We start from the raw sequence: 19,077 nt of genomic DNA on the forward strand, positions 1-19,077 counted from the left end.
ACGCACTGCCTGTGCGCTGAGACTGCGGGCATGCATTCGACCACAATTGCATCAAGGTAAACAGATCACCCGTCTCCAGAAAGGTCGCAGTCTCCACAGTGCCTGCAAAGGCTGCGACCGCCTTCAGCGGGTCAGTTCACCAGTGTTGCGTCCAATGTGATCTCGGCATTCAGTACCTTGGAAACCGGGCACCCTTCCTTGGCCTTATTGCTCAGCTCCTCGAATTGAGCCTGGGTGGCACCGGGGATTTTTGCCTTGAGCACCAGCTTGACCGCTGTGATCGCAAAACCGCCCTCGACCTGGTCCAGAGTCACTTCAGCATTGGTGTCGATGCTGTCGGCCTTCAACCCGGCATCGCCGAGGATCATCGAAAAGGCCATGGAAAAGCAGCCGGCATGGGCCGCGCCGATCAATTCTTCCGGGTTGGTGCCCTTGCCGCCTTCGAATCGCGCCTTGAAGCCATAGGGCGCTTCGCGCAACACACCGGTTTCCGTGGAGATGGAGCCGATGCCGGTTTTCAGGTCACCTTCCCAATGAGCCGATGCTTTCTTGATGATAGCCATGTCTGCCTCCTCAATATCCGGCGCGAGGTTCGCGCCTGGTGTTTTTCGTTGTCAGGGTTGTGAGGATAGACCGCCCGATAAAGTTCATCCTGTCGATTAGCCGACCGATTTAGTAGGAAAATTCGTTTCTGCTATTGAAACTCGGGTATATGCCCACATTGCATGGAACACACCTATAGAAACGGCAGGCTTTTGCCCATAGGAAAAAGCCCGGAACGCCGTTGGAGATCCCGGCCCATGAAACAGCTGTCCGACGTGAAATTCTCAACCCTCGACCTGGTGCCTGTCCGCGCCGATGGCAATGCCGCCCAGTCCTTGCGCAATTCGCTGGACCTGGCGCAGCACGTGGAAAAATATGGCTACACCCGCTTCTGGGTGGCCGAGCACCACAACATGGACGGTATCGCCAGTTCGGCGACGGCGGTGCTGCTGGGTTATCTGGCGGGGGGCACTTCGACCATTCGCGTCGGCTCCGGCGGCGTGATGCTGCCCAACCATGCGCCGTTGATCATCGCCGAGCAGTTCGGCACCCTGGAAAGCCTCTACCCCGGCCGAATCGATCTGGGGCTGGGCCGCGCACCCGGTTCCGACCAGATGACTGCCCGGGCGCTGCGTCGCGAGCGTTCCGGCAGTGCGGACGACTTCCCCGAGGACGTGGCCGAACTGATGCGCTATCTCGGCCCGCGTACGCCGGATCAACGCATCATCGCCATGCCCGGCACCGGGACCAACGTGCCGGTATGGCTGCTGGGTTCGAGCCTGTTCAGTGCGCAATTGGCTGGTGAGCGCGGTTTGCCCTACGCGTTCGCCTCCCATTTCGCCCCGCGCTTCATGCATGAGGCAATTCGCATCTACCGTAACCACTTCAAACCGTCGGCGGTGCTCGACAAGCCTTATGTGATGCTCGGCGTGCCGCTGGTGGCGGCAGATACCGATGAACAAGCCGATTACCTGGCCACGTCTGTGTACCAGCGGATCCTGGCGCTGATGCGTGGCCAGAGCCTGGTGCAGCGTCCGCCGGTGGAAACCATGAACGGTCTCTGGTTGCCCCATGAGAAAGAGGCGGTTGGCGATTTCCTGGGCCTGGCGATGGTTGGCGGCCCGCAGAAGATTCGCGCCAAGCTGGAGGTATTGATCGAGCAAACCCAGGCCGATGAGCTGATTTTCACCAGTGATCTGTATGAGCACGCTGATCGCTTGCACTCCTACGAGCTGCTGGCGCAGGTCATGAAAGGCTGAATCGCGGCCAATAAAAAGCCGACGCTGTGCGTCGGCTTTGATGTTCGAAAAGAATCACTTTTTATAGACGATTTCTTTCGCACCACCCTCACAGGTGCCGACGACTTTTCCGTCAGCCGCTGCGCCTTTATCGACAATTTCCAGCGAATAACCTGACACGCCCTTGGCGTCCAGCTTCGCTGCGATTTCGCTTTTCAGCTCTTCACAGGGCTTACCAGCCGCAAACGCACCACCGGCAAGGCTCAGCAAACCCAGGGCCACCATCAACTTTTTCATCGCTCGCACTCCTTGGTCGGATCAAATAGGGCAGGTTTTGGAAAACATAATGCGCAGACCATAGCGCATCGCCACTCCCTATGGCACTCCGCCAGCGTGCAAGTTCAAAAGAACCTCAGCTGTTGGCGATCCGGAACCCGACTTTGATGGTCACCTGAAAGTGCGCGGCCCGGCCATTTTCGATGTGACCGCGGGTTTCCGTGACTTCGAACCATTCCAGATGCTTGAGGCTTTTGCTGGCCTCGGCCAGAGCGTTGTTGATGGCGTCTTCAATGCTGGTGGGAGACGAGCCGACCAGCTCGACCTTTTTGTAAGTGTGATGATCACTCATGGGGGTTCTCCTTGGTTGTGTTTAACAGCCTAGCAGCGATTTTTCGCCTTACGTGTGTCGTCGTTCGCGCGCTGAAGTTCAGATTTACTGCACTTTCAGAAACGACCGGAGTCCCAATTCACACACGCCACTCAACCACTGCAGGAGAGAGCCACCATGGCCAGCAATTCGTTACGTAAAGCCTCGTTGCAAAGCATGGAAGCGGAGATCGAGAGTCTGCTCAAGTCGTTGGAAAGCCTGAAGGACGACGCTTCGGACGAGTCGCGTAAGACCCTCAAGTCGCTCAAGGCCAATGCTGAGAGCGCGCTGAAACATTCTCGCCATCTGCTCAGCGACGCCTATGAAGAGGTCAAGGTGAAAACCCGTGAAACCGGGATCGCCACCCGCGACTACGCGCAGGAACACCCGTGGACCACGGCCGGTGTCGCGGTTGGTGCGCTGGGTTTGCTGGCTGCTTACCTGCTGTGCAAACGCGGTGACTGAGTCGGTTGGCTCAGCTCATGCCTGAGCCACTGGGCCAATTGTCGAGCGCGTCCGTCTGCGGCGCGCTTGGGTAGCCATAACGCCAGTCGCGCCGCGGTTTCATCGAAGCCCCACGGCGCGACCAGGCGGCCGGCGCGCACGTCCTCAGCCACCAGCGGCTCGGGCGCGATCGCTACGCCTAACCCCGCTACGGCGGCCTCCAGCAAATAATACAAATGCTCGAATCCTTGGCCGAACTTCAATGCCTGGGGTTCCAAGGCGTTTTGCCGTGCCCAGGTCGGCCAGGCCTGGGGGCGGGACGTGGTGTGCAGCAACGGCTCGTCCAGCAGCGCGCTGGCCGGTGCGGCTTGCAAGCGGGCGAACCCGGCGTAGTGCGGGCTCATCACGGGGCCGATCCGCTCGCTCACCAGTTCGTACACCTGCATGTCGGCCGGCCAGGGCGGCTCGGCGAATACCAGCAGGGCGTCGAGCCCCGGACGCCTGGGATCCAGGTCGCCTTCGCCGGCGGACAGGTGCAGGCGCAAATCCGGCAGGTCGGCGTTGAGCCTGCCCAAGCGAGGAATAAACCAGCGCGCCAGCAGGCTGCCCGAGCAGCCCAGGACAAACGGGGCATCTGCCGTACTTTGCGTCAGCTCCGCGCAAACGCTACGTAACCGCTCGAACGCGTCAGTGCTGGCGTCGCGCAGACGCATGCCGGCATCTGTGAGTTTCAAGCCGCGTCCATCCTTGACGAACAGGCTGACACCCAAATGCTCCTCCAGCACCTTCAGCTGTCGACTCACGGCCCCATGGGTGACATGCAGCTGTTCGGCCGCCTGGCTTACGCTGTTCAGGCGGGCGGTAGCCTCGAAGGCGCGCAAGGCGTTGAGGGGGGGCAGGTCGTGGCGCATGGGATATGTGAGTTTTCCTGACGGGTTGTGGCGATCTTATCGGTTTTCAGCGCGGGATGTCAGGGGTAGAGTGAGCCTCATTGTCCTTCTACGCACTCGCCTGGAGCGCCCCGATGACCCTGTCTACGACCCCTTTCAACCTGCGTAATGGCCCCGATGCCAACGGCCTGTTCGGTGCATTCGGCGGCCGCTATGTGGCCGAGACCCTGATGCCGCTGATCCTCGATCTGGCCCGTGAATACGAAGTGGCGAAGGAAGATCCGGCCTTCATCGAGGAACTGGCTTATTTCCAGCGCGACTACGTCGGTCGTCCGAGCCCGCTCTATTTCGCCGAGCGTCTGACCGAATACTGCGGCGGCGCCAAAATCTATCTCAAGCGTGAAGAGCTGAACCACACCGGCGCGCACAAGATCAACAACTGCATCGGCCAGATCCTGCTGGCGCGACGCATGGGCAAAAAACGCATCATCGCCGAAACCGGCGCCGGCATGCACGGCGTGGCGACCGCCACCGTGGCCGCGCGTTTCGGTCTGGATTGCGTGATCTACATGGGCACTACCGACATTGAGCGCCAGCAGGCCAACGTGTTCCGCATGAAGCTGCTGGGTGCCGAAGTGATTCCGGTAGTCGCCGGCACCGGCACCCTGAAAGATGCCATGAACGAGGCCCTGCGCGACTGGGTCACCAATGTCGACAGCACGTTCTACCTGATCGGCACCGTGGCTGGCCCGCATCCGTATCCGGCGATGGTGCGCGACTTCCAGGCCGTGATCGGCAAGGAAACCCGCGATCAACTGCAAGCCCAGGAAGGTCGCCTGCCGGACAGCCTGGTGGCGTGCATCGGTGGCGGCTCCAACGCCATGGGCCTGTTCCACCCATTCCTGGACGATAAGAGTGTCGAGATCATCGGCGTCGAAGCCGCGGGTTATGGCATCGAGACCGGCAAGCACGCGGCGAGCCTGAACGGCGGCGTCCCGGGGGTACTGCACGGCAACCGCACCTTCCTGTTGCAGGATGACGACGGCCAGATCATCGACGCCCACTCGATTTCCGCAGGTCTCGACTACCCCGGCATCGGCCCGGAACATGCCTGGTTGCACGACATTGGTCGTGTCCAGTACACCTCGGTCACCGACGCCGAAGCCCTGGAAGCCTTTCACAAATGCTGTCGCCTGGAAGGGATCATTCCCGCTCTGGAAAGCGCCCATGCCCTGGCGGAAGTGTTCAAACGCGCACCCAACCTGCCGAAAGATCACTTGATGGTGGTCAACCTGTCCGGCCGGGGCGACAAAGACATGCAAACTGTGATGCATCACATGGAACAGTCCCAGCAGGAGAAACACTGATGAGCCGCCTGCAAACCCGTTTTGCCGAACTCAAGGAACAGAACCGTGCCGCGTTGGTGACGTTCGTCACCGCTGGCGACCCGAACTACGACACCTCGCTGGCGATCCTCAAAGGCCTGCCGGCGGCCGGAGCCGACGTGATCGAGTTGGGCATGCCCTTCACCGACCCGATGGCCGATGGCCCGGCGATCCAGTTGGCGAACATCCGCGCCCTGGGTGCCCAGCAGAACCTGGCGAAAACCCTGCAGATGGTTCGCGAGTTCCGCAAAGACAATACCGAGACGCCGCTGGTGTTGATGGGCTACTTCAACCCGATCCACCGTTATGGCGTGCAGCGTTTCATTGGCGAGGCGCTGGATTCCGGTGTTGATGGCTTGATCGTCGTGGACATGCCGCCCGAGCACAACAGCGAACTGTGTGAACCGGCCCAGGCGGCTGGCCTGGACTTCATCCGCCTGACCACGCCCACCACTGACGACGTGCGTTTGCCGACGGTGCTCAACGGCAGTTCGGGTTTTGTGTACTACGTGTCGGTGGCGGGCGTGACCGGTGCCGGTGCCGCGACGCTGGAGCATGTGGAAGAAGCCGTGGCGCGCTTGCGTCGTCATACCGACCTGCCCATCAGCATTGGTTTTGGCATCCGTACGCCGGAGCAGGCGGCGGCCATCGCGCGGTTGGCCGACGGGGTGGTGGTCGGCTCGGCGCTGATCGACCATATCGCCAGTGCCGACACGTCGGAACAGGCGATCGATGGTGTGTTGAGCTTGTGTGCCGCCCTGGCTGATGGTGTGCGCAAGGCGCGTCTTGGCTGATTTTGATTCGACTCGCAGCCACGAAAAAGGGGTTCAGAACCAAGTTCTGAACCCCTTTTTAATTTATGGTTTTCGCGCTGCTCTTGTGGCGAGGGAGCTTGCTCCCGCTCGGCTGCGAAGCAGTCGTAAACCAGCCAATGCGGTCCCTCTGAAAAATTGCGCGAGCCTGTTTGGGGCCGCTTCGCGGCCCAGCGGGAGCAAGCTCCCTCGCTACAATGGCGGAACAGTGCATCAAGGCAACTCCAATCCGCCCCCGGCCTTGTGCAGCTTGCGCAAATGTTCGCCAATCGCTTTCACATTGGCCTCGCTCGCAGCAATTTCAGCCGCGCGGCTCGGCTCGAGCAACGCCCGGACCTCCTTGTCCAGATCGCCTGTCAGCGTTTGCAGTTGTTTCTGGCGCAAACTGCTTTCCGATTCCAGGCGTTGCCACTCGCTGGGTTGCGGCAAGCCGTAGCCGCTGCTGCCCAACAGTTCGGCTGGACGGCTCAGGAAACCACTGTTGGCGAGGATCTGCTGCAGCGTCGCGTTAGCCCTTTCCATACCGCCATTCTGCAATTCACGGGCTCCAAGGTAACGCTGCTTGACTTCGTCCTGTGCCAACAACAGTTGCCGACGATAACTGGCCTGTTCCAGCAGCAACAACGCCGCGCTGGTGCGCAGGTCGGCCTGTTCGAACCAGACGCGGCGTTCAGCGGCGTCCAGGGCCAGCCAGTCTTCCACCGTTTGTTGCTTGATCGGCAGATACTTCTTCAGCACATCGAACATCGCCTGATACCGCTCGCGGAAGGAGTCGAAGCGGTAGCCCAGCCGCAAGGCTTCCTTGGGATCATCCAGCACGCTGGTATCCGCCAGGCCCCGACCCTTGAGTACTTCCAGCAGGCCGTTGGGCATGATGCTGTCCAGGCCCTTGAGTCGCTCGTTATTGCTGCCGCTGCGCAGCAGCTTCAAGCTTTCCACGGCGCAGTTATTGGACAGGAAGTAATAGTTGCCGTCGTAGCTCCAGTGCATTTCGGCGGCGTGCTCGACTGTTTCCTCGATCTCAGTGCGCGACAGGTTCAGCGGGACCGATGCCAGGCTACGCAGCTCGGTCTTGGTGTACTCATCGATCACCTGGGCCAACGGCAATACGAACAGGCGCGACGGGTATTTGCCGACCAGTCCGTCCCAGCTCGACAACTGCACATCGCCCACGAACGCGCGGTAGGACAGCACCAGGTGTTGGTCCAGATCCAGTCGACAGTCCGGGCCACGCGGCCGGCCCGGTGCGCAGATCACCAGCCGGAGCATGCTGTGGCCCCAGCGGCTCACCCAGTTCTGGTTGGCTTCGGCCAGCAGGTAATCAATGGCATAGACCCGTTCCGGGTCGACCTTGCCCAGCGGTGTCTTGGCGAAGTCGTTGCCGGCGTTGAGGAAGGCGAACGATTGGGCGCAGGTGTCCTTGGCGGCGGGTGCCCAACCGAAATGTTCCTGGTAATAGCGGTACAGGGCGGGGCGTCGGCAGGCGTAGCTCGGGTCGAGGAGAAAGTACTCCATATTGACCGCGACGAACTCCTTGGGGCTGCTCGTTTCGTAGAGATCCGGGCTGCGGGCGACCTGGCGGTTGTGCTGTTCCCGCTCACCGCGACGGCCGACGTATTGTGGCCAGCCGGCGAGGTCCAGCAAGCGAGGATCATCGCTGAGGGTAAAACGGCGGTCGTTCTGGCCCCGGCATGCATCGGGAAGACCGATCAACCCGGCGCTGCTGTTGCGTCGAGTGCAACGCTGGATCAGTGCGCGTTCGGCCTCTGGCCAGAGACGCGAGCGGTCATAGATGTGGGTCAGTTCGTGGAGGACCGTGGCGAGCATTTCCCGGCGCACGGTGCCGTGGGGGCGATGGGTCTTTTGTGTCGCGGCGCTGCCGTCGACAAGGCTGTCGAGCAGATTGCTATTGAGGTCCAGTTGCGACACCAGCGAGGCCTGGCCGTAGGCATTGGCGGGCATCTGGTCGGTCCAGCCGACATCGATGGGTCGGTCCAGCCGCTCGATGAAGCGCGGCGGCAGGGCCCGCATGGCTTCATCGAGCAGCGCTTGGCTGGCCTGCTGTTGCGCCGGGCTCAGGCCTTCGACGTTGAGGTGCAATTGCAGGCCGGCCTGGGCCATGCTGCTCGTGAGCAGCAAGACCCCAGCCGCCAGCCAGGCGGCGAACCGCCTCACAATGCGAGGATGGCTTCGGCGAGGACCTGGTCACTGGCGTCGCGGGCTTCCGGCACGCGGGTGCGCAAGGTGTCGAAGGCGGCCTCGAGATGAGCGCCTCGAATTTCACCATTGCTGGCGACAAAACTGGCCGCATCGTCATGGGCTTCGCGGACGATTTTCGAATCACGGATGGACGTGGTGGTGTCGGAAGTGAAATCGATCGTGCGCTGGGAAGCGCGAACGATGATGTTACTGGTGGCTACCAGGGTATGTGCCTGGGCCACATCGGCCAACACCAGCAGGCCTAGGGCGGCAGCAATCAGCGGGCTACGCATGGAACGACTCCGGAAAAATAAGGATAACTATTGGACGAGAATTGCCTGTGCCAGTTCAAGGTCGCTGACGTGAAGTTTTGGCTGGGTCCGGCGCAGGTAACCCAGGGCCGATTCCAGTTGTGCACCTCGCAACTGCCCGTCGCTGGCGACGAATGCCGCAGCGTCATCGTGAGCGGCGACGATCAGTTTATGGTCGAAGGGCGCGGAGGTCACCATGCTCGTGGCATAGCCGCTGACCACCACTTGCTGGGTGGACACATCGAAGGCATGGGCCGGAACCGACCAGCAAAAAACGATGAAGAAAGACGCGATGAACAGATCTGAGTAGAAACGCATGGGACTCGACGGCTGATGGCGAGCTTGAAGGCTAGCGCAAACCTGCGGGCTAGAGCCAGCGCTGAAACATCGGAACACCATTTGGCGTCCGATGTTTCATGTTGCATCAAATCACCAGGATGGCCTGGGCCAATTGCGCATCGGTGGCGTTGAGCTGCGGTGCCTGCTGGCGGATGTAATCCAGGGCACTTTCCAGCTTCACACCACGGATGGCGCCTTCGCTGGCCACGAAGCTGGCGGCGTCATCACGGGCGGCTTGAACGATCTTGTTGTCCCGCAGGGATGAGGTTGCATCGGAGGTCACGTCGGAGGTGGCCTTGAGTGCTCCGACGAGGGAGTCGGTGGTGACGATGAAGCTGCTGGCGTTGGAGTGGGCGGCTACGGCCAGCAGGGCAACTGCGCTAAGCAGGCGAAGACGGATCATGATGAAGCTCCTTGAATGATGAGGTGATGCCGGTGCGTGTAGCTGGAAGAGGAGACGCATGCTCGACTCGCTTCGCCACGTTCGCCTCGATATTAGGACAGGAACGCGTTGGCTGACAGCCCTTGCGACGCTCACGCTGTTCGCATCGGGCGTCACGCCCGAGAAACTGTACTGGTTTGTTTTTGTTTATGCAAAAACTGTTATGTCTCTTCGTTCTTTCCAAAAATCAGACGCGTAAAACGACAAAACCCGTCGCGGTTACCCGCGACGGGTCTTGTGTGTTCAATTCGGTGCTGGCGGTGGACCCGGTGGGTCAGGGCCAGCGACGCTGAGTTAGCGCCAGAACGGCTTGCTCAGCTCTTCGTAGCGTTGTGCTTCGCTGATACCGGCATCAGCCAGCAGACGCGAATCCAGACGAGCCAGTTGGTGACGGCTGGCGATGCGGCGCTGCCACAACATCAGGTTGGCAATAACGCGAAGAGGCAGGGAAGCCTGGTTTTTTTCAGCTTTGTCTTCGAAAAACAGCTCGGAACTGAGTGTACGTTCCATGGTGACATCCTTCCGCTTGTGGCGGGATTAGGTAGTGGTTTGACTGGTGCCCATGATCCTCTCGTTTGGCCAGTCTCTCTAGATACAGTTCACCTGTATTGTGAGAGACCAGTTAACTGTTAAAGAGCGGTGTACTGGTCGATATTGAGGCAACTGTACCTGTCTGCACGCTATTGGTGCATTTTTGCTGTTTGATGATTGTTTTACGGAAAAAGACTGTAAGAAAACACCGGTACAGCAGTACAGTTTTTGTCGCTTCAGGCTCGAATGACAAGCTGCAACCAAAACTGTATCTGCGATAGCGGTGATCCAGCTGTATCAGACGGCCAACATGCGTCCGGTTTCTTCGAGGTTCAGGTGCCAACTCAGTGCATCGCGCAGGATGTGCGGGGTATGCCCACCCAAGGCGCACGCGGCGTCGAAATACTCATTCAAGGCCTGGCGGTAGGCGGGGTGCACGCAATTGTCGATGATCACACGTGCGCGCTCCCTAGGTGCCAGGCCCCGCAGGTCGGCCAGGCCGATCTCGGTCACCAGGATGTCGACGTCATGTTCGGTATGGTCCACATGGCTGACCATCGGCACGACACTGGAGATGGCTCCGCCCTTGGCAATCGACTTGGTGACGAAAATCGCCAGGTGAGCATTGCGGGCGAAATCTCCCGAGCCGCCGATGCCATTCATCATCCGCGTGCCGCAGACATGGGTGGAGTTGACGTTGCCGTATAAGTCGAACTCCAGCGCGGTGTTGATACCAATGATGCCCAGACGGCGCACCACCTCGGGATGGTTGGAAATTTCCTGTGGGCGCAGGACCAGTTTGTCCTTATACCTTTCCAGGTTTCCGAACACGTCGGCGTTGCGTCGACCCGATAGGGTGATCGAGCTGCCGGAGGCGAAACTCAGCTTGCCGGCGTCGATCAAGTCAAATGTCGAGTCCTGCAAAACCTCGGAATACATGGTCAGGTCTTCGAACGGGGAATCGATCAGCCCGCACATCACGGCATTGGCGATGTTGCCAATCCCGGCCTGCAACGGCCCGAGCTTGTTGGTCATGCGTCCGGCCGAAACCTCCTGCTTGAAGAAGTCGATCAGGTGATCGGCAATGGCTTGGGTGTCGCTGTCCGGTGGCGCGACGGTCGAAGGCGAGTCTCCTTGGTTGGTAATGACAATGGCGACGATTTTTTCCGGCGGGATCGCAATGGCGGGGCTGCCGATACGGTCGTCGACCTTCACCAGGGGGATGGGTGTACGGGTGGGGCGATAGGTCGGGATATAGATGTCGTGCAGCCCTTCCAGGTTCGGGTTGTGAGCCAGGTTGATCTCGATGATCACTTGCCGGGCGAAGATGGCGAAGCTGGCAGAGTTACCCACCGATGTGGTCGGTACGATATGCCCTTGCTCGGTGATGGCCACGGCTTCGATCACGGCAATATCGGGCAGTTTGAGCTGGCCGTTGCGCAGTTGCTCGACGGTTTCCGAGAGATGCTGGTCGATGAACATCACCTCGCCTGCGTTGATCGCCTTGCGCAGCGTGCTGTCGACTTGGAACGGCATGCGCCGCGCCAGTACACCGGCTTCGGTGAGTTCCTTGTCGAGGTCGTTGCCCAGGCTCGCACCGGTCATCAGGCTGATTTTCAGCGGAGTGACCTTGGCGCGTTCAGCCAGGGCGTGTGGGACTGCTTTCGCTTCTCCGGCACGGGTAAAGCCGCTCATGCCGACGGTCATGCCGTCCTGAATCAACAAGGCTGCTTCGGCAGCGCTCATCACTTTATTCAATAACGAAGGCAAGCGGATGCGATCACGGTACATAGGTGGTTATCTCGGGCTGGAAAGCAAGATGCGCAGTCTAGTGAATTAGCGCTGTGCCCGACCCGCTACAAAGGTCGCATTTTAGGCGTCTATTACGGGCGTTTCAGGCAAAACATCATTACCGGATCAGTAATATTTTGCCTTGATACAAATCAAAACGCCCCGACAAGTCGGGGCGTCTTGGGTGAAGCAGCGAGGGGTTACTCCACCGCTTTGACCATGTCTTCAATGACCTTCTTGGCGTCACCGAACACCATCATGGTCTTGTCGAGATAGAACAGCTCGTTGTCCAGGCCGGCATAACCGCTGGCCATCGAACGCTTGTTGACGATGATGGTCTTGGCCTTGAACGCTTCGAGGATCGGCATGCCGGCAATCGGCGACTTCGGATCGTTCTTCGCCGCCGGGTTCACCACGTCGTTGGCGCCCAGCACCAGCACCACGTCGGCCTGGCCGAACTCGGAGTTGATGTCTTCCATTTCGAACACCTGGTCGTAAGGCACTTCGGCCTCGGCCAGCAGCACGTTCATGTGTCCGGGCATGCGACCGGCCACCGGGTGGATCGCGTATTTAACGGTCACGCCGTGGTGGGTCAGCTTCTCGGTCAGCTCTTTGAGCGCATGCTGCGCCCGTGCCACCGCCAGGCCGTAGCCCGGCACGATGATCACGGTGTCGGCGTTGGTCAGCAGGAAGGTTGCGTCGTCAGCCGAGCCGGATTTCACCGGACGGGCTTCTTTGGAGCCTGCCGGGCCAGCAGCATCTGCTGTATTGCCGAAGCCACCGAGCAGCACGTTGAAGAATGAACGGTTCATCGCCTTGCACATGATGTACGAGAGGATCGCACCACTCGAACCCACCAGCGAACCGGCAATGATCAGCATCGAGTTGTTCAGCGAGAAGCCGATGCCCGCTGCGGCCCAACCGGAATAACTGTTGAGCATCGACACCACTACCGGCATGTCCGCACCGCCGATCGGGATGATGATCAGCACGCCCAATACAAAGGCCAGGGCCAGCATCAAGGCGAACGCGCCGAGATTGCCGGTGAACATGAAGGTCAGGCCCAGGCCCAGCGTTGCCAGGCCCAGGATCAGGTTGAGCTTGTGCTGGCCGCCAAACTGTACCGGTGCGCCCTGGAACAGGCGGAACTTGTATTTGCCCGAGAGCTTGCCGAAGGCGATCACCGAGCCGGAGAAGGTAATCGCACCAATGGCTGCGCCGAGGAACAGTTCCAGGCGGTTACCCGCCGGGATCGAATCACCCAATTGCTTGACGATGCCCAACGATTGCGGCTCCACGACCGCCGCGATGGCAATGAACACCGCCGCCAGGCCGATCATGCTGTGCATGAACGCCACCAGCTCCGGCATCTTGGTCATCTCGACACGCTTGGCCATGATCGAGCCGGCGGTGCCGCCGACCAGCAGGCCGACGATCACATAGCCAATACCGGCAGTGGCCAGCTCAGCGCCCAGCTTATAAATGAGGCCCACGGTGGTAAGCACCGCCAGCGCCATGCCGAGCATGCCAAACAGGTTGCCGCGCCGCGACGTGGTGGGGTGCGACAGGCCTTTGAGGGCCTGGATGAAGCAGATCGACGCGATCAGGTAGAGCGTCGTTACCAGGTTCATGCTCATTACTTGGGCGCCTCTTCTTTTACGGCTTTCGGGGCTTTTTTCTTGAACATCTCAAGCATGCGGCGCGTCACCAGGAAGCCACCGAACACGTTCACCGCGGCCAGGGCCACGGCGAGGGTGCCCATGGTCTTGCCCAAAGGGGTCACGGTCAGCGCGGCGGCGAGCATGGCGCCAACGATCACGATCGCCGAAATGGCGTTGGTCACCGCCATCAACGGCGTGTGCAGCGCGGGCGTTACGTTCCAGACCACGTGGTAACCGACATAGATCGCCAGCACGAAGATGATCAGGTTGTAGATACCGGGGGAGATAAGCTCTTCCATTGTCTGAATCCCTGCTTAGGCGTTTTTGCGGATGACTTGGCCGTCGCGGCACATCAGGCACGCGGCGACGATGTCGTCTTCCAGGTTCACGTCGAACTGACCTTCCTTGGTGAAGACCAGCTTCAGGAAGTCCAGCAGGTTACGGGCGTACAGCGCCGAAGCGTCGGCCGCGACTTCGCCGGCCAGGTTGGTCGGACCGCAAATGGTCACGCCATTTGCGATCACGACCTGGTCGGCCACGGTCAGCGGGCAGTTTCCGCCCTGGGCTGCCGCGAGGTCGATGACCACCGAGCCGGGTTTCATCTGCGCGACGGTTTCGGCACTCAGCAACGTCGGTGCCTTGCGGCCCGGAATCAGTGCGGTGGTGATGACGATGTCAGCCTGTTTGGCGCGCTCGTGCACTGCTTGGGCCTGGCGCTGCATCCAGCTGGCCGGCATCGGCCGGGCGTAACCGCCGACGCCGACGGCGCATTCACGCTCTTCGTCGGTCTCGTAAGGCACGTCGACGAACTTGGCGCCGAGGGACTCGATTTGCTCCTTGACCGCCGGACGCACATCCGAAGCCTCGATCACAGCGCCCAGACGCTTGGCGGTGGCAATCGCCTGCAACCCGGCCACGCCCGCGCCGAGAATCAGCACCCGCGCCGCTTTCACGGTGCCCGCAGCGGTCATCAGCATCGGCATGAAGCGCGGATAGTAATGAGCGGCCAGCAGAACGGCTTTGTAACCGGCGATGTTCGCTTGAGACGACAGCACATCCAGGCTCTGGGCACGGGAGGTACGTGGCGCGGCCTCAAGGGCGAAAGCGGTAATACCGCGTTCGGCCAGCTTGGCGATGGTTTCGTTGTTGAACGGATTGAGCATGCCCACCAGAACGGTGCCGCTCTTGATCAGCGTCAGTTCGCTGTCGCTGGGGGCTACCACCTTGAGGATCAGCTCGGCCCCGAATGCATCACTGGCGCTGCCAATGGTTGCGCCCGCTGCCTCGTAGGCACTGTCGATAACGCTGGCCTTGATACCGGCGCCGCTTTGAACAGTGACTTTATGGCCTTGGCCGATCAACTTCTTGATGGTTTCCGGGGTAGCAGCAACCCGTGTTTCACCCGTTTGGGTTTCGAGGGGAACACCAATGTGCACGTCAAATCTCCTGCGTGATCTTATTGAGTAAACCCAGGCACTTCGGATGGTGCGGCTGGGGCGGCCGATCAGCACGATCCCGCCAAACCAGGCGGGGCGCGGCATTTTGCAGGCGAAAATTCAGCCCTTCAAGGGATTATGACGGGTGACGGAAAATTAACTACAAGTCACCCTGTGACCGAATGTCGCAATTATCGATCGACAGCCCTTGTGGGCCGTGCTTTCCAAGGATTCAGGTTCAAATTGACAATTTTTCCCATCGGCCAGATGAATAAGCGCTGATGCGTTGCGCGATATGGCGCAAAGCCATGTATTTAGACGCTTTGGAGACTACTGCACGGCCTTGCTAACAGATTGACTGAATGCGACATAAACTTATATCTGTAGCGACTTATGTTAGTTGACTACCTAAGTCTGTTTTGGATTTTTCCTTGTTAATCAAGTAGATAGTTACTGGCTTGTTTCACCAACCAGTCACGAAAAGCTCGAAGGGAGGCGGATTCGACCTTTCGCTCTGGAATCATCAGGTAGTAGGCCTTGATGCTCGACAGCGCATTACGGTTGGCCACGACCAGTCGTTTCTCCGCCAGCTCGCGCTGAATCAAAAAGGGCGGAATCAGCGCAATGCCCATGTCGTGCATCGCCGCCTGGGCGAGCATGGAGAATAGTTCATAACGCGGCCCTGTCAGGTCTCGCGCAATATTCAGGTGCTGGGCGTTGAACCACTGGCGCCACGCATACGGGCGAGTGGTCTGCTGGAGCAAGGGCAGTTCGGCGATCGCCTCCGCTGTCAGGCTCTTGCGACCGTCCAGCAAGACGGGACTGCATACCGGCATCGGATTTTCGCCCATCAGCTTGTGGGATTCGGTACCGGACCAGTCCGCATCGCCAAAATAGATGGCGGCGTCAAACTCCGTGTCTGCAAAGAGAAAGGGGCGTGTGCGGTTGGTCAGGTTGACGGTGACTTCCGGGTGCTGCTGCTGGAAGTCCTTGAGCCGTGGCAGCAGCCATTGGGTGCCGAAAGTCGGAACCACGGCCAGTTCGATCACGTTCGCACCGGTGTGGCCCATCACTGAAAGCGTGTCGCGCTCGACGGCATCCAGCTGGGTGGCAACCCGACGGCTGTAGGACAGACCTGCTTCGGTCAGTTTGACGCCGCGGCGCGATCGTCGGAAAAGCTCCACGCTGAGGAAGTCCTCCAGGCTGGCGATCTGTCGGCAGATAGCACCTTGCGTGAGGGAAAGCTCCTGCGCAGCCTTGGTGAAGCTTTCATGGCGCGCGGCAGCCTCGAAACTGATCAGGGCGGCGGTGCTGGGAATTTTACGGCGCATGTACGTAAGCCTCACTCAGTAACGGTATAAACGGGGTTTACGGCGTTTACGGAGTGAGAAATTAGCACAGGTAAGTGCGTAATCCTCGTTTGCCCTTGTAGGAAACCGCGCCTAGGATCAATCCACGATTTTCATTTAATTGGCGAGGACTCTTTCATGGCCGGTAAAGCGAGCTTCAACTGGATCGATCCGTTGTTGCTGGATCAGCAGCTCACCGAAGAAGAACGCATGATCCGCGACACTGCCGAGCAGTTCGCCCAGCAGAAGCTCGCACCGCGAGTGCTGGAAGCGTTCCGTCATGAGAAAACCGACCCGGCGATTTTCCGCGAGATGGGTGAGGTAGGCCTGCTGGGCGCAACTATTCCTGAGCAGTACGGCGGCAGTGGGTTGAACTACGTCAGCTATGGCCTGATCGCTCGTGAAGTGGAGCGCGTCGATTCCGGCTATCGCTCGATGATGAGCGTGCAATCCTCGCTGGTCATGGTGCCGATCAATGAATTCGGGACTGAGGCGCAGAAGCAGAAGTATTTGCCCAAGCTGGCGTCGGGTGAATGGATCGGCTGCTTTGGTCTGACCGAGCCGAACCATGGTTCCGACCCGGGCGCGATGATTACTCGTGCGCGCAAGGTGGAAGGCGGCTACAGCCTGACGGGCAGCAAGATGTGGATCACCAACAGTCCGATCGCTGACGTATTTGTGGTCTGGGGCAAGGACGACGCTGGCGATATCCGCGGCTTCGTTCTCGAAAAAGGCTGGAAGGGTCTGAGTGCGCCGGCTATTCATGGCAAGGTCGGGCTGCGCGCCTCGATCACTGGCGAAATCGTCATGGACAACGTATTCGTTCCGGAAGAAAACATCTTCCCGGATGTCCGTGGTCTGAAAGGCCCGTTTACTTGTCTGAATTCGGCGCGCTACGGCATCTCCTGGGGCGCCTTGGGCGCCGCTGAATTCTGCTGGCACACCGCTCGCCAGTACACGCTGGATCGCCAGCAGTTTGGTCGTCCGCTGGCTGCGAATCAGTTGATCCAGAAAAAGCTGGCCGATATGCAGACTGAAATCACGCTGGCTCTGCAGGGATGCCTTCGTCTGGGGCGTATGAAAGATGAAGGTACGGCGGCGGTCGAAATCACCTCGATCATGAAGCGCAACTCCTGCGGCAAGTCCTTGGATATTGCTCGCATGGCGCGGGACATGCTGGGAGGCAACGGTATTTCCGATGAGTTCGGCATCGCGCGGCATCTGGTTAACCTGGAAGTCGTGAACACCTATGAAGGCACGCACGATGTGCATGCGCTGATTCTGGGACGTGCGCAAACCGGTATCCAGGCGTTCTATTAATAGGAGAACGGTCATGGGCGCGCTTTCGCATCTGCGGGTATTGGATTTATCGAGGGTCTTGGCCGGGCCGTGGGCCGGACAGATCCTGGCGGACCTGGGGGCTGATGTCATCAAGGTCGAGCGCCCCGGCAATGGTGATGACACGCGCGCCTGGGGGCCGCCCTTCCTGAAGGATGCCCGGGGCGAGAACACGACCGAAGCCGCTTATTATCTTTCAGCCAATCGCAACAAGCAGTCGGTGACCATCGACTTCACGCGGCCAGAGGGCCAGCGGCTTGTGCGAGAGCTGGCTGCCAAGTCCGACATCCTGATCGAGAACTTCAAGGTGGGCGGCCTGGCGGCGTATGGTCTGGACTATGACTCGCTAAAGACGATCAATCCGCAATTGATCTATTGCTCGATAACCGGGTTTGGCCAGACCGGCCCTTATGCCAAGCGCGCGGGGTATGACTTCATGATTCAAGGGCTGGGAGGCCTGATGAGTCTGACCGGTCGCCCTGAAGGTGATGAGGGCGCGGGGCCGGTGAAGGTGGGTGTCGCGTTGACGGATATCCTCACGGGGCTGTATTCGACCGCTGCCATTCTGGCGGCGTTGGCTCATCGTGATCATGTCGGCGGCGGGCAGCACATCGATATGGCCTTGCTGGATGTTCAAGTGGCTTGCCTGGCCAACCAGGCGATGAACTACCTGACCACGGGCAATGCGCCGAAGCGGCTGGGCAATGCGCATCCGAATATCGTGCCTTATCAGGACTTTCCTACGGCTGATGGCGACTTCATCCTTACCGTGGGTAATGACAGTCAATTCCGAAAGTTCGCTGAGGTTGCCGGTCAACCTCAGTGGGCTGATGATCCGCGTTTTGCCACTAACAAGGTGCGCGTGGCGAACCGGGCAGTGTTGATTCCATTGATTCGCCAGGCAACGGTGTTCAAGACCACCTCTGAATGGGTGACTCAGTTGGAGCAGGCGGGTGTGCCGTGTGGGCCTATCAACGACCTGGCTCAGGTGTTTGCCGATCCTCAGGTACAGGCACGTGGGTTGGCGATGGAATTGCCTCACCTGCTGGCCGGTAAAGTGCCGCAGGTGGCCAGTCCGATTCGACTGTCCGAGACGCCGGTGGAGTATCGCAATGCTCCGCCTTTATTAGGGGAGCATACGCTGGAGGTGCTGCAGCGAGTGTTGGGGTTGGACGAAGCTGCGGTGACGGCTTTCAAGGAGGCCGGCGTCCTGTGAGTCTTCTCTTCTATATAGAGGAGCGTTTTAAAGGGCAAAGGCAACGGGTTTACCGGTGCTGCGCAACTTATTGATAGAAAAGCGAAATTAAGGGTTGACGGCAGATTCTGGACGTCTATAATTCGCCCCACTTCCGGCGCAGTCGAAACGGAAAACTCCATGAGATTCAACGAGTTAAGTAGGTTTCGATGGTGCAGGGCTTCAGTTCATCGAAGTCCGGAAGGAGCAGATAGCGCAGTGTTGTTTGGCGCTATCGGCGGTTCGATCTTCTCGGTCGAAAGCGGTGAAAAAGAGGTGTTGACAGCAGCGACTGACGCTGTAGAATTCGCCTCCCGCTAACGAGAGATCGGAAGCGCAAGTGGTTGAAGTTGATAAGGAAACTTTGAAAACTTCTGAAAATAACCGCTTGACAGATACACGGGGCGCTGTAGAATGCGCGCCTCGGTTGAGACGAAAGACTCAGCCAACCGCTCTTTAACAACTGAATCAAGCAATTCGTGTGGGTG

Annotated in this window: 21 protein-coding genes; 7 read left to right on the forward strand and 14 right to left on the reverse strand. The window is 59.5% G+C overall.

Going from position 1 to position 19,077, the window contains the following annotated elements; translation table 11 throughout:
- Positions 1 to 131 precede the first annotated feature (131 nt).
- On the reverse strand, positions 132 to 563 hold the full coding sequence (locus AC515T_RS00705; protein ID WP_496531052.1) for an OsmC family protein: 432 nt from the start codon (positions 561 to 563) through the stop codon (positions 132 to 134).
- 237 nt (positions 564 to 800) lie between these two features.
- On the opposite strand from AC515T_RS00705, the gene AC515T_RS00710 reads away from it, so the two are divergent.
- A complete protein-coding gene (locus tag AC515T_RS00710; protein WP_496531053.1) occupies positions 801 to 1,802 on the forward strand; it encodes an LLM class flavin-dependent oxidoreductase in 1,002 nt (333 codons plus the stop codon).
- A 54-nt stretch (positions 1,803 to 1,856) separates the two neighbouring features.
- Here the strand turns inward: AC515T_RS00710 and AC515T_RS00715 are convergent, their stop codons facing one another.
- Entirely contained in the window at positions 1,857 to 2,078 is a 222-nt protein-coding gene (locus AC515T_RS00715; protein WP_003177208.1) for a DUF1161 domain-containing protein, read from the reverse strand.
- Between the two features lie 115 nt (positions 2,079 to 2,193).
- Positions 2,194 to 2,409 carry a dodecin gene (locus AC515T_RS00720; RefSeq protein WP_003177209.1) on the reverse strand — a complete coding sequence of 72 codons (216 nt, stop codon included), beginning with the start codon at positions 2,407 to 2,409 and terminating at the stop codon, positions 2,194 to 2,196.
- Between the two features lie 156 nt (positions 2,410 to 2,565).
- On the opposite strand from AC515T_RS00720, the gene AC515T_RS00725 reads away from it, so the two are divergent.
- Positions 2,566 to 2,892 carry an ElaB/YgaM/YqjD family protein gene (locus tag AC515T_RS00725; protein ID WP_025211165.1) on the forward strand — a complete coding sequence of 109 codons (327 nt, stop codon included), beginning with the start codon at positions 2,566 to 2,568 and terminating at the stop codon, positions 2,890 to 2,892.
- Here AC515T_RS00725 and AC515T_RS00730 read toward each other — a convergent pair.
- A complete protein-coding gene (locus AC515T_RS00730; RefSeq protein ID WP_496531054.1) occupies positions 2,865 to 3,782 on the reverse strand; it encodes a LysR family transcriptional regulator in 918 nt (305 codons plus the stop codon). The genes AC515T_RS00725 and AC515T_RS00730 overlap by 28 nt on opposite strands.
- A 113-nt stretch (positions 3,783 to 3,895) precedes the next feature.
- Here AC515T_RS00730 and trpB point away from each other — a divergent pair, with 113 nt between their 5' ends.
- Together trpB and trpA are read left to right on the forward strand one after the other, a co-directional pair.
- Complete coding sequence (trpB, locus tag AC515T_RS00735) at positions 3,896 to 5,128, forward strand: tryptophan synthase subunit beta (protein WP_496531055.1); 1,233 nt, start codon at positions 3,896 to 3,898, stop codon at positions 5,126 to 5,128.
- Positions 5,128 to 5,940 (forward strand): tryptophan synthase subunit alpha, encoded by an 813-nt coding sequence (trpA, locus tag AC515T_RS00740; RefSeq protein ID WP_496531056.1) that lies wholly within the window; start codon positions 5,128 to 5,130, stop codon positions 5,938 to 5,940. The genes trpB and trpA overlap by 1 nt, the downstream gene beginning before the upstream one ends.
- A 231-nt stretch (positions 5,941 to 6,171) precedes the next feature.
- On the opposite strand, the gene AC515T_RS00745 is transcribed toward trpA, so the two are convergent.
- The 4 genes from AC515T_RS00745 to AC515T_RS00760 form a co-directional block, all read right to left on the reverse strand.
- Positions 6,172 to 8,133: a DUF7844 domain-containing protein gene (locus AC515T_RS00745; protein ID WP_496531057.1), complete on the reverse strand. Its 1,962-nt coding sequence runs from the start codon at positions 8,131 to 8,133 to the stop codon at positions 6,172 to 6,174.
- Complete coding sequence (locus tag AC515T_RS00750) at positions 8,130 to 8,450, reverse strand: DUF2388 domain-containing protein (protein WP_003187020.1); 321 nt, start codon at positions 8,448 to 8,450, stop codon at positions 8,130 to 8,132. Before AC515T_RS00750 ends, AC515T_RS00745 begins: the two co-directional genes overlap by 4 nt.
- Before the next feature lie 27 nt (positions 8,451 to 8,477).
- Complete coding sequence (locus AC515T_RS00755; protein WP_496531058.1) at positions 8,478 to 8,786, reverse strand: DUF2388 domain-containing protein; 309 nt, start codon at positions 8,784 to 8,786, stop codon at positions 8,478 to 8,480.
- Between the two features lie 106 nt (positions 8,787 to 8,892).
- Positions 8,893 to 9,210: a DUF2388 domain-containing protein gene (locus AC515T_RS00760; RefSeq protein WP_053127081.1), complete on the reverse strand. Its 318-nt coding sequence runs from the start codon at positions 9,208 to 9,210 to the stop codon at positions 8,893 to 8,895.
- A 58-nt stretch (positions 9,211 to 9,268) separates the two neighbouring features.
- Between AC515T_RS00760 and AC515T_RS00765 the strand changes: the two genes are divergently transcribed.
- Complete coding sequence (locus tag AC515T_RS00765) at positions 9,269 to 9,448, forward strand: hypothetical protein (RefSeq protein WP_496531059.1); 180 nt, start codon at positions 9,269 to 9,271, stop codon at positions 9,446 to 9,448.
- A 95-nt stretch (positions 9,449 to 9,543) separates the two neighbouring features.
- Here AC515T_RS00765 and AC515T_RS00770 read toward each other — a convergent pair whose 3' ends face one another.
- From AC515T_RS00770 to AC515T_RS00795, 6 genes are all read right to left on the reverse strand, one after another.
- Positions 9,544 to 9,759, reverse strand: coding sequence for a DUF1127 domain-containing protein (locus AC515T_RS00770; protein ID WP_003187014.1), 216 nt, complete (start codon positions 9,757 to 9,759; stop codon positions 9,544 to 9,546).
- 318 nt (positions 9,760 to 10,077) lie between these two features.
- A complete protein-coding gene (gene scpC, locus AC515T_RS00775; RefSeq protein WP_496531060.1) occupies positions 10,078 to 11,571 on the reverse strand; it encodes a succinyl-CoA:acetate CoA-transferase ScpC in 1,494 nt (497 codons plus the stop codon).
- Between the two features lie 200 nt (positions 11,572 to 11,771).
- A complete protein-coding gene (locus AC515T_RS00780) occupies positions 11,772 to 13,208 on the reverse strand; it encodes an NAD(P)(+) transhydrogenase (Re/Si-specific) subunit beta (protein ID WP_186708190.1) in 1,437 nt (478 codons plus the stop codon).
- On the reverse strand, positions 13,208 to 13,531 hold the full coding sequence (locus tag AC515T_RS00785; protein WP_003187010.1) for an NAD(P) transhydrogenase subunit alpha part 2: 324 nt from the start codon (positions 13,529 to 13,531) through the stop codon (positions 13,208 to 13,210). Before AC515T_RS00785 ends, AC515T_RS00780 begins: the two co-directional genes overlap by 1 nt.
- Positions 13,532 to 13,546: 15 nt before the next feature.
- Positions 13,547 to 14,668, reverse strand: coding sequence for a Re/Si-specific NAD(P)(+) transhydrogenase subunit alpha (locus tag AC515T_RS00790; RefSeq protein WP_496531061.1), 1,122 nt, complete (start codon positions 14,666 to 14,668; stop codon positions 13,547 to 13,549).
- A gap of 434 nt (positions 14,669 to 15,102) precedes the next feature.
- The gene (locus AC515T_RS00795) at positions 15,103 to 15,999 is read right to left on the reverse strand and encodes a LysR family transcriptional regulator (RefSeq protein WP_496531062.1); all 897 of its coding nucleotides are present in this window, start codon (positions 15,997 to 15,999) and stop codon (positions 15,103 to 15,105) included.
- 156 nt (positions 16,000 to 16,155) lie between these two features.
- Here AC515T_RS00795 and AC515T_RS00800 point away from each other — a divergent pair, with 156 nt between their 5' ends.
- Together AC515T_RS00800 and AC515T_RS00805 are read left to right on the forward strand one after the other, a co-directional pair.
- Positions 16,156 to 17,337, forward strand: coding sequence for an acyl-CoA dehydrogenase (locus AC515T_RS00800; protein WP_014335919.1), 1,182 nt, complete (start codon positions 16,156 to 16,158; stop codon positions 17,335 to 17,337).
- Positions 17,338 to 17,350: 13 nt separating this feature from the next.
- A complete protein-coding gene (locus tag AC515T_RS00805; protein WP_496531063.1) occupies positions 17,351 to 18,571 on the forward strand; it encodes a CaiB/BaiF CoA transferase family protein in 1,221 nt (406 codons plus the stop codon).
- The last annotated feature ends 506 nt before the right edge of the window (positions 18,572 to 19,077 follow it).

The sequence above is a fragment of the Pseudomonas sp. FSO-7 genome (genome assembly GCF_059579345.1).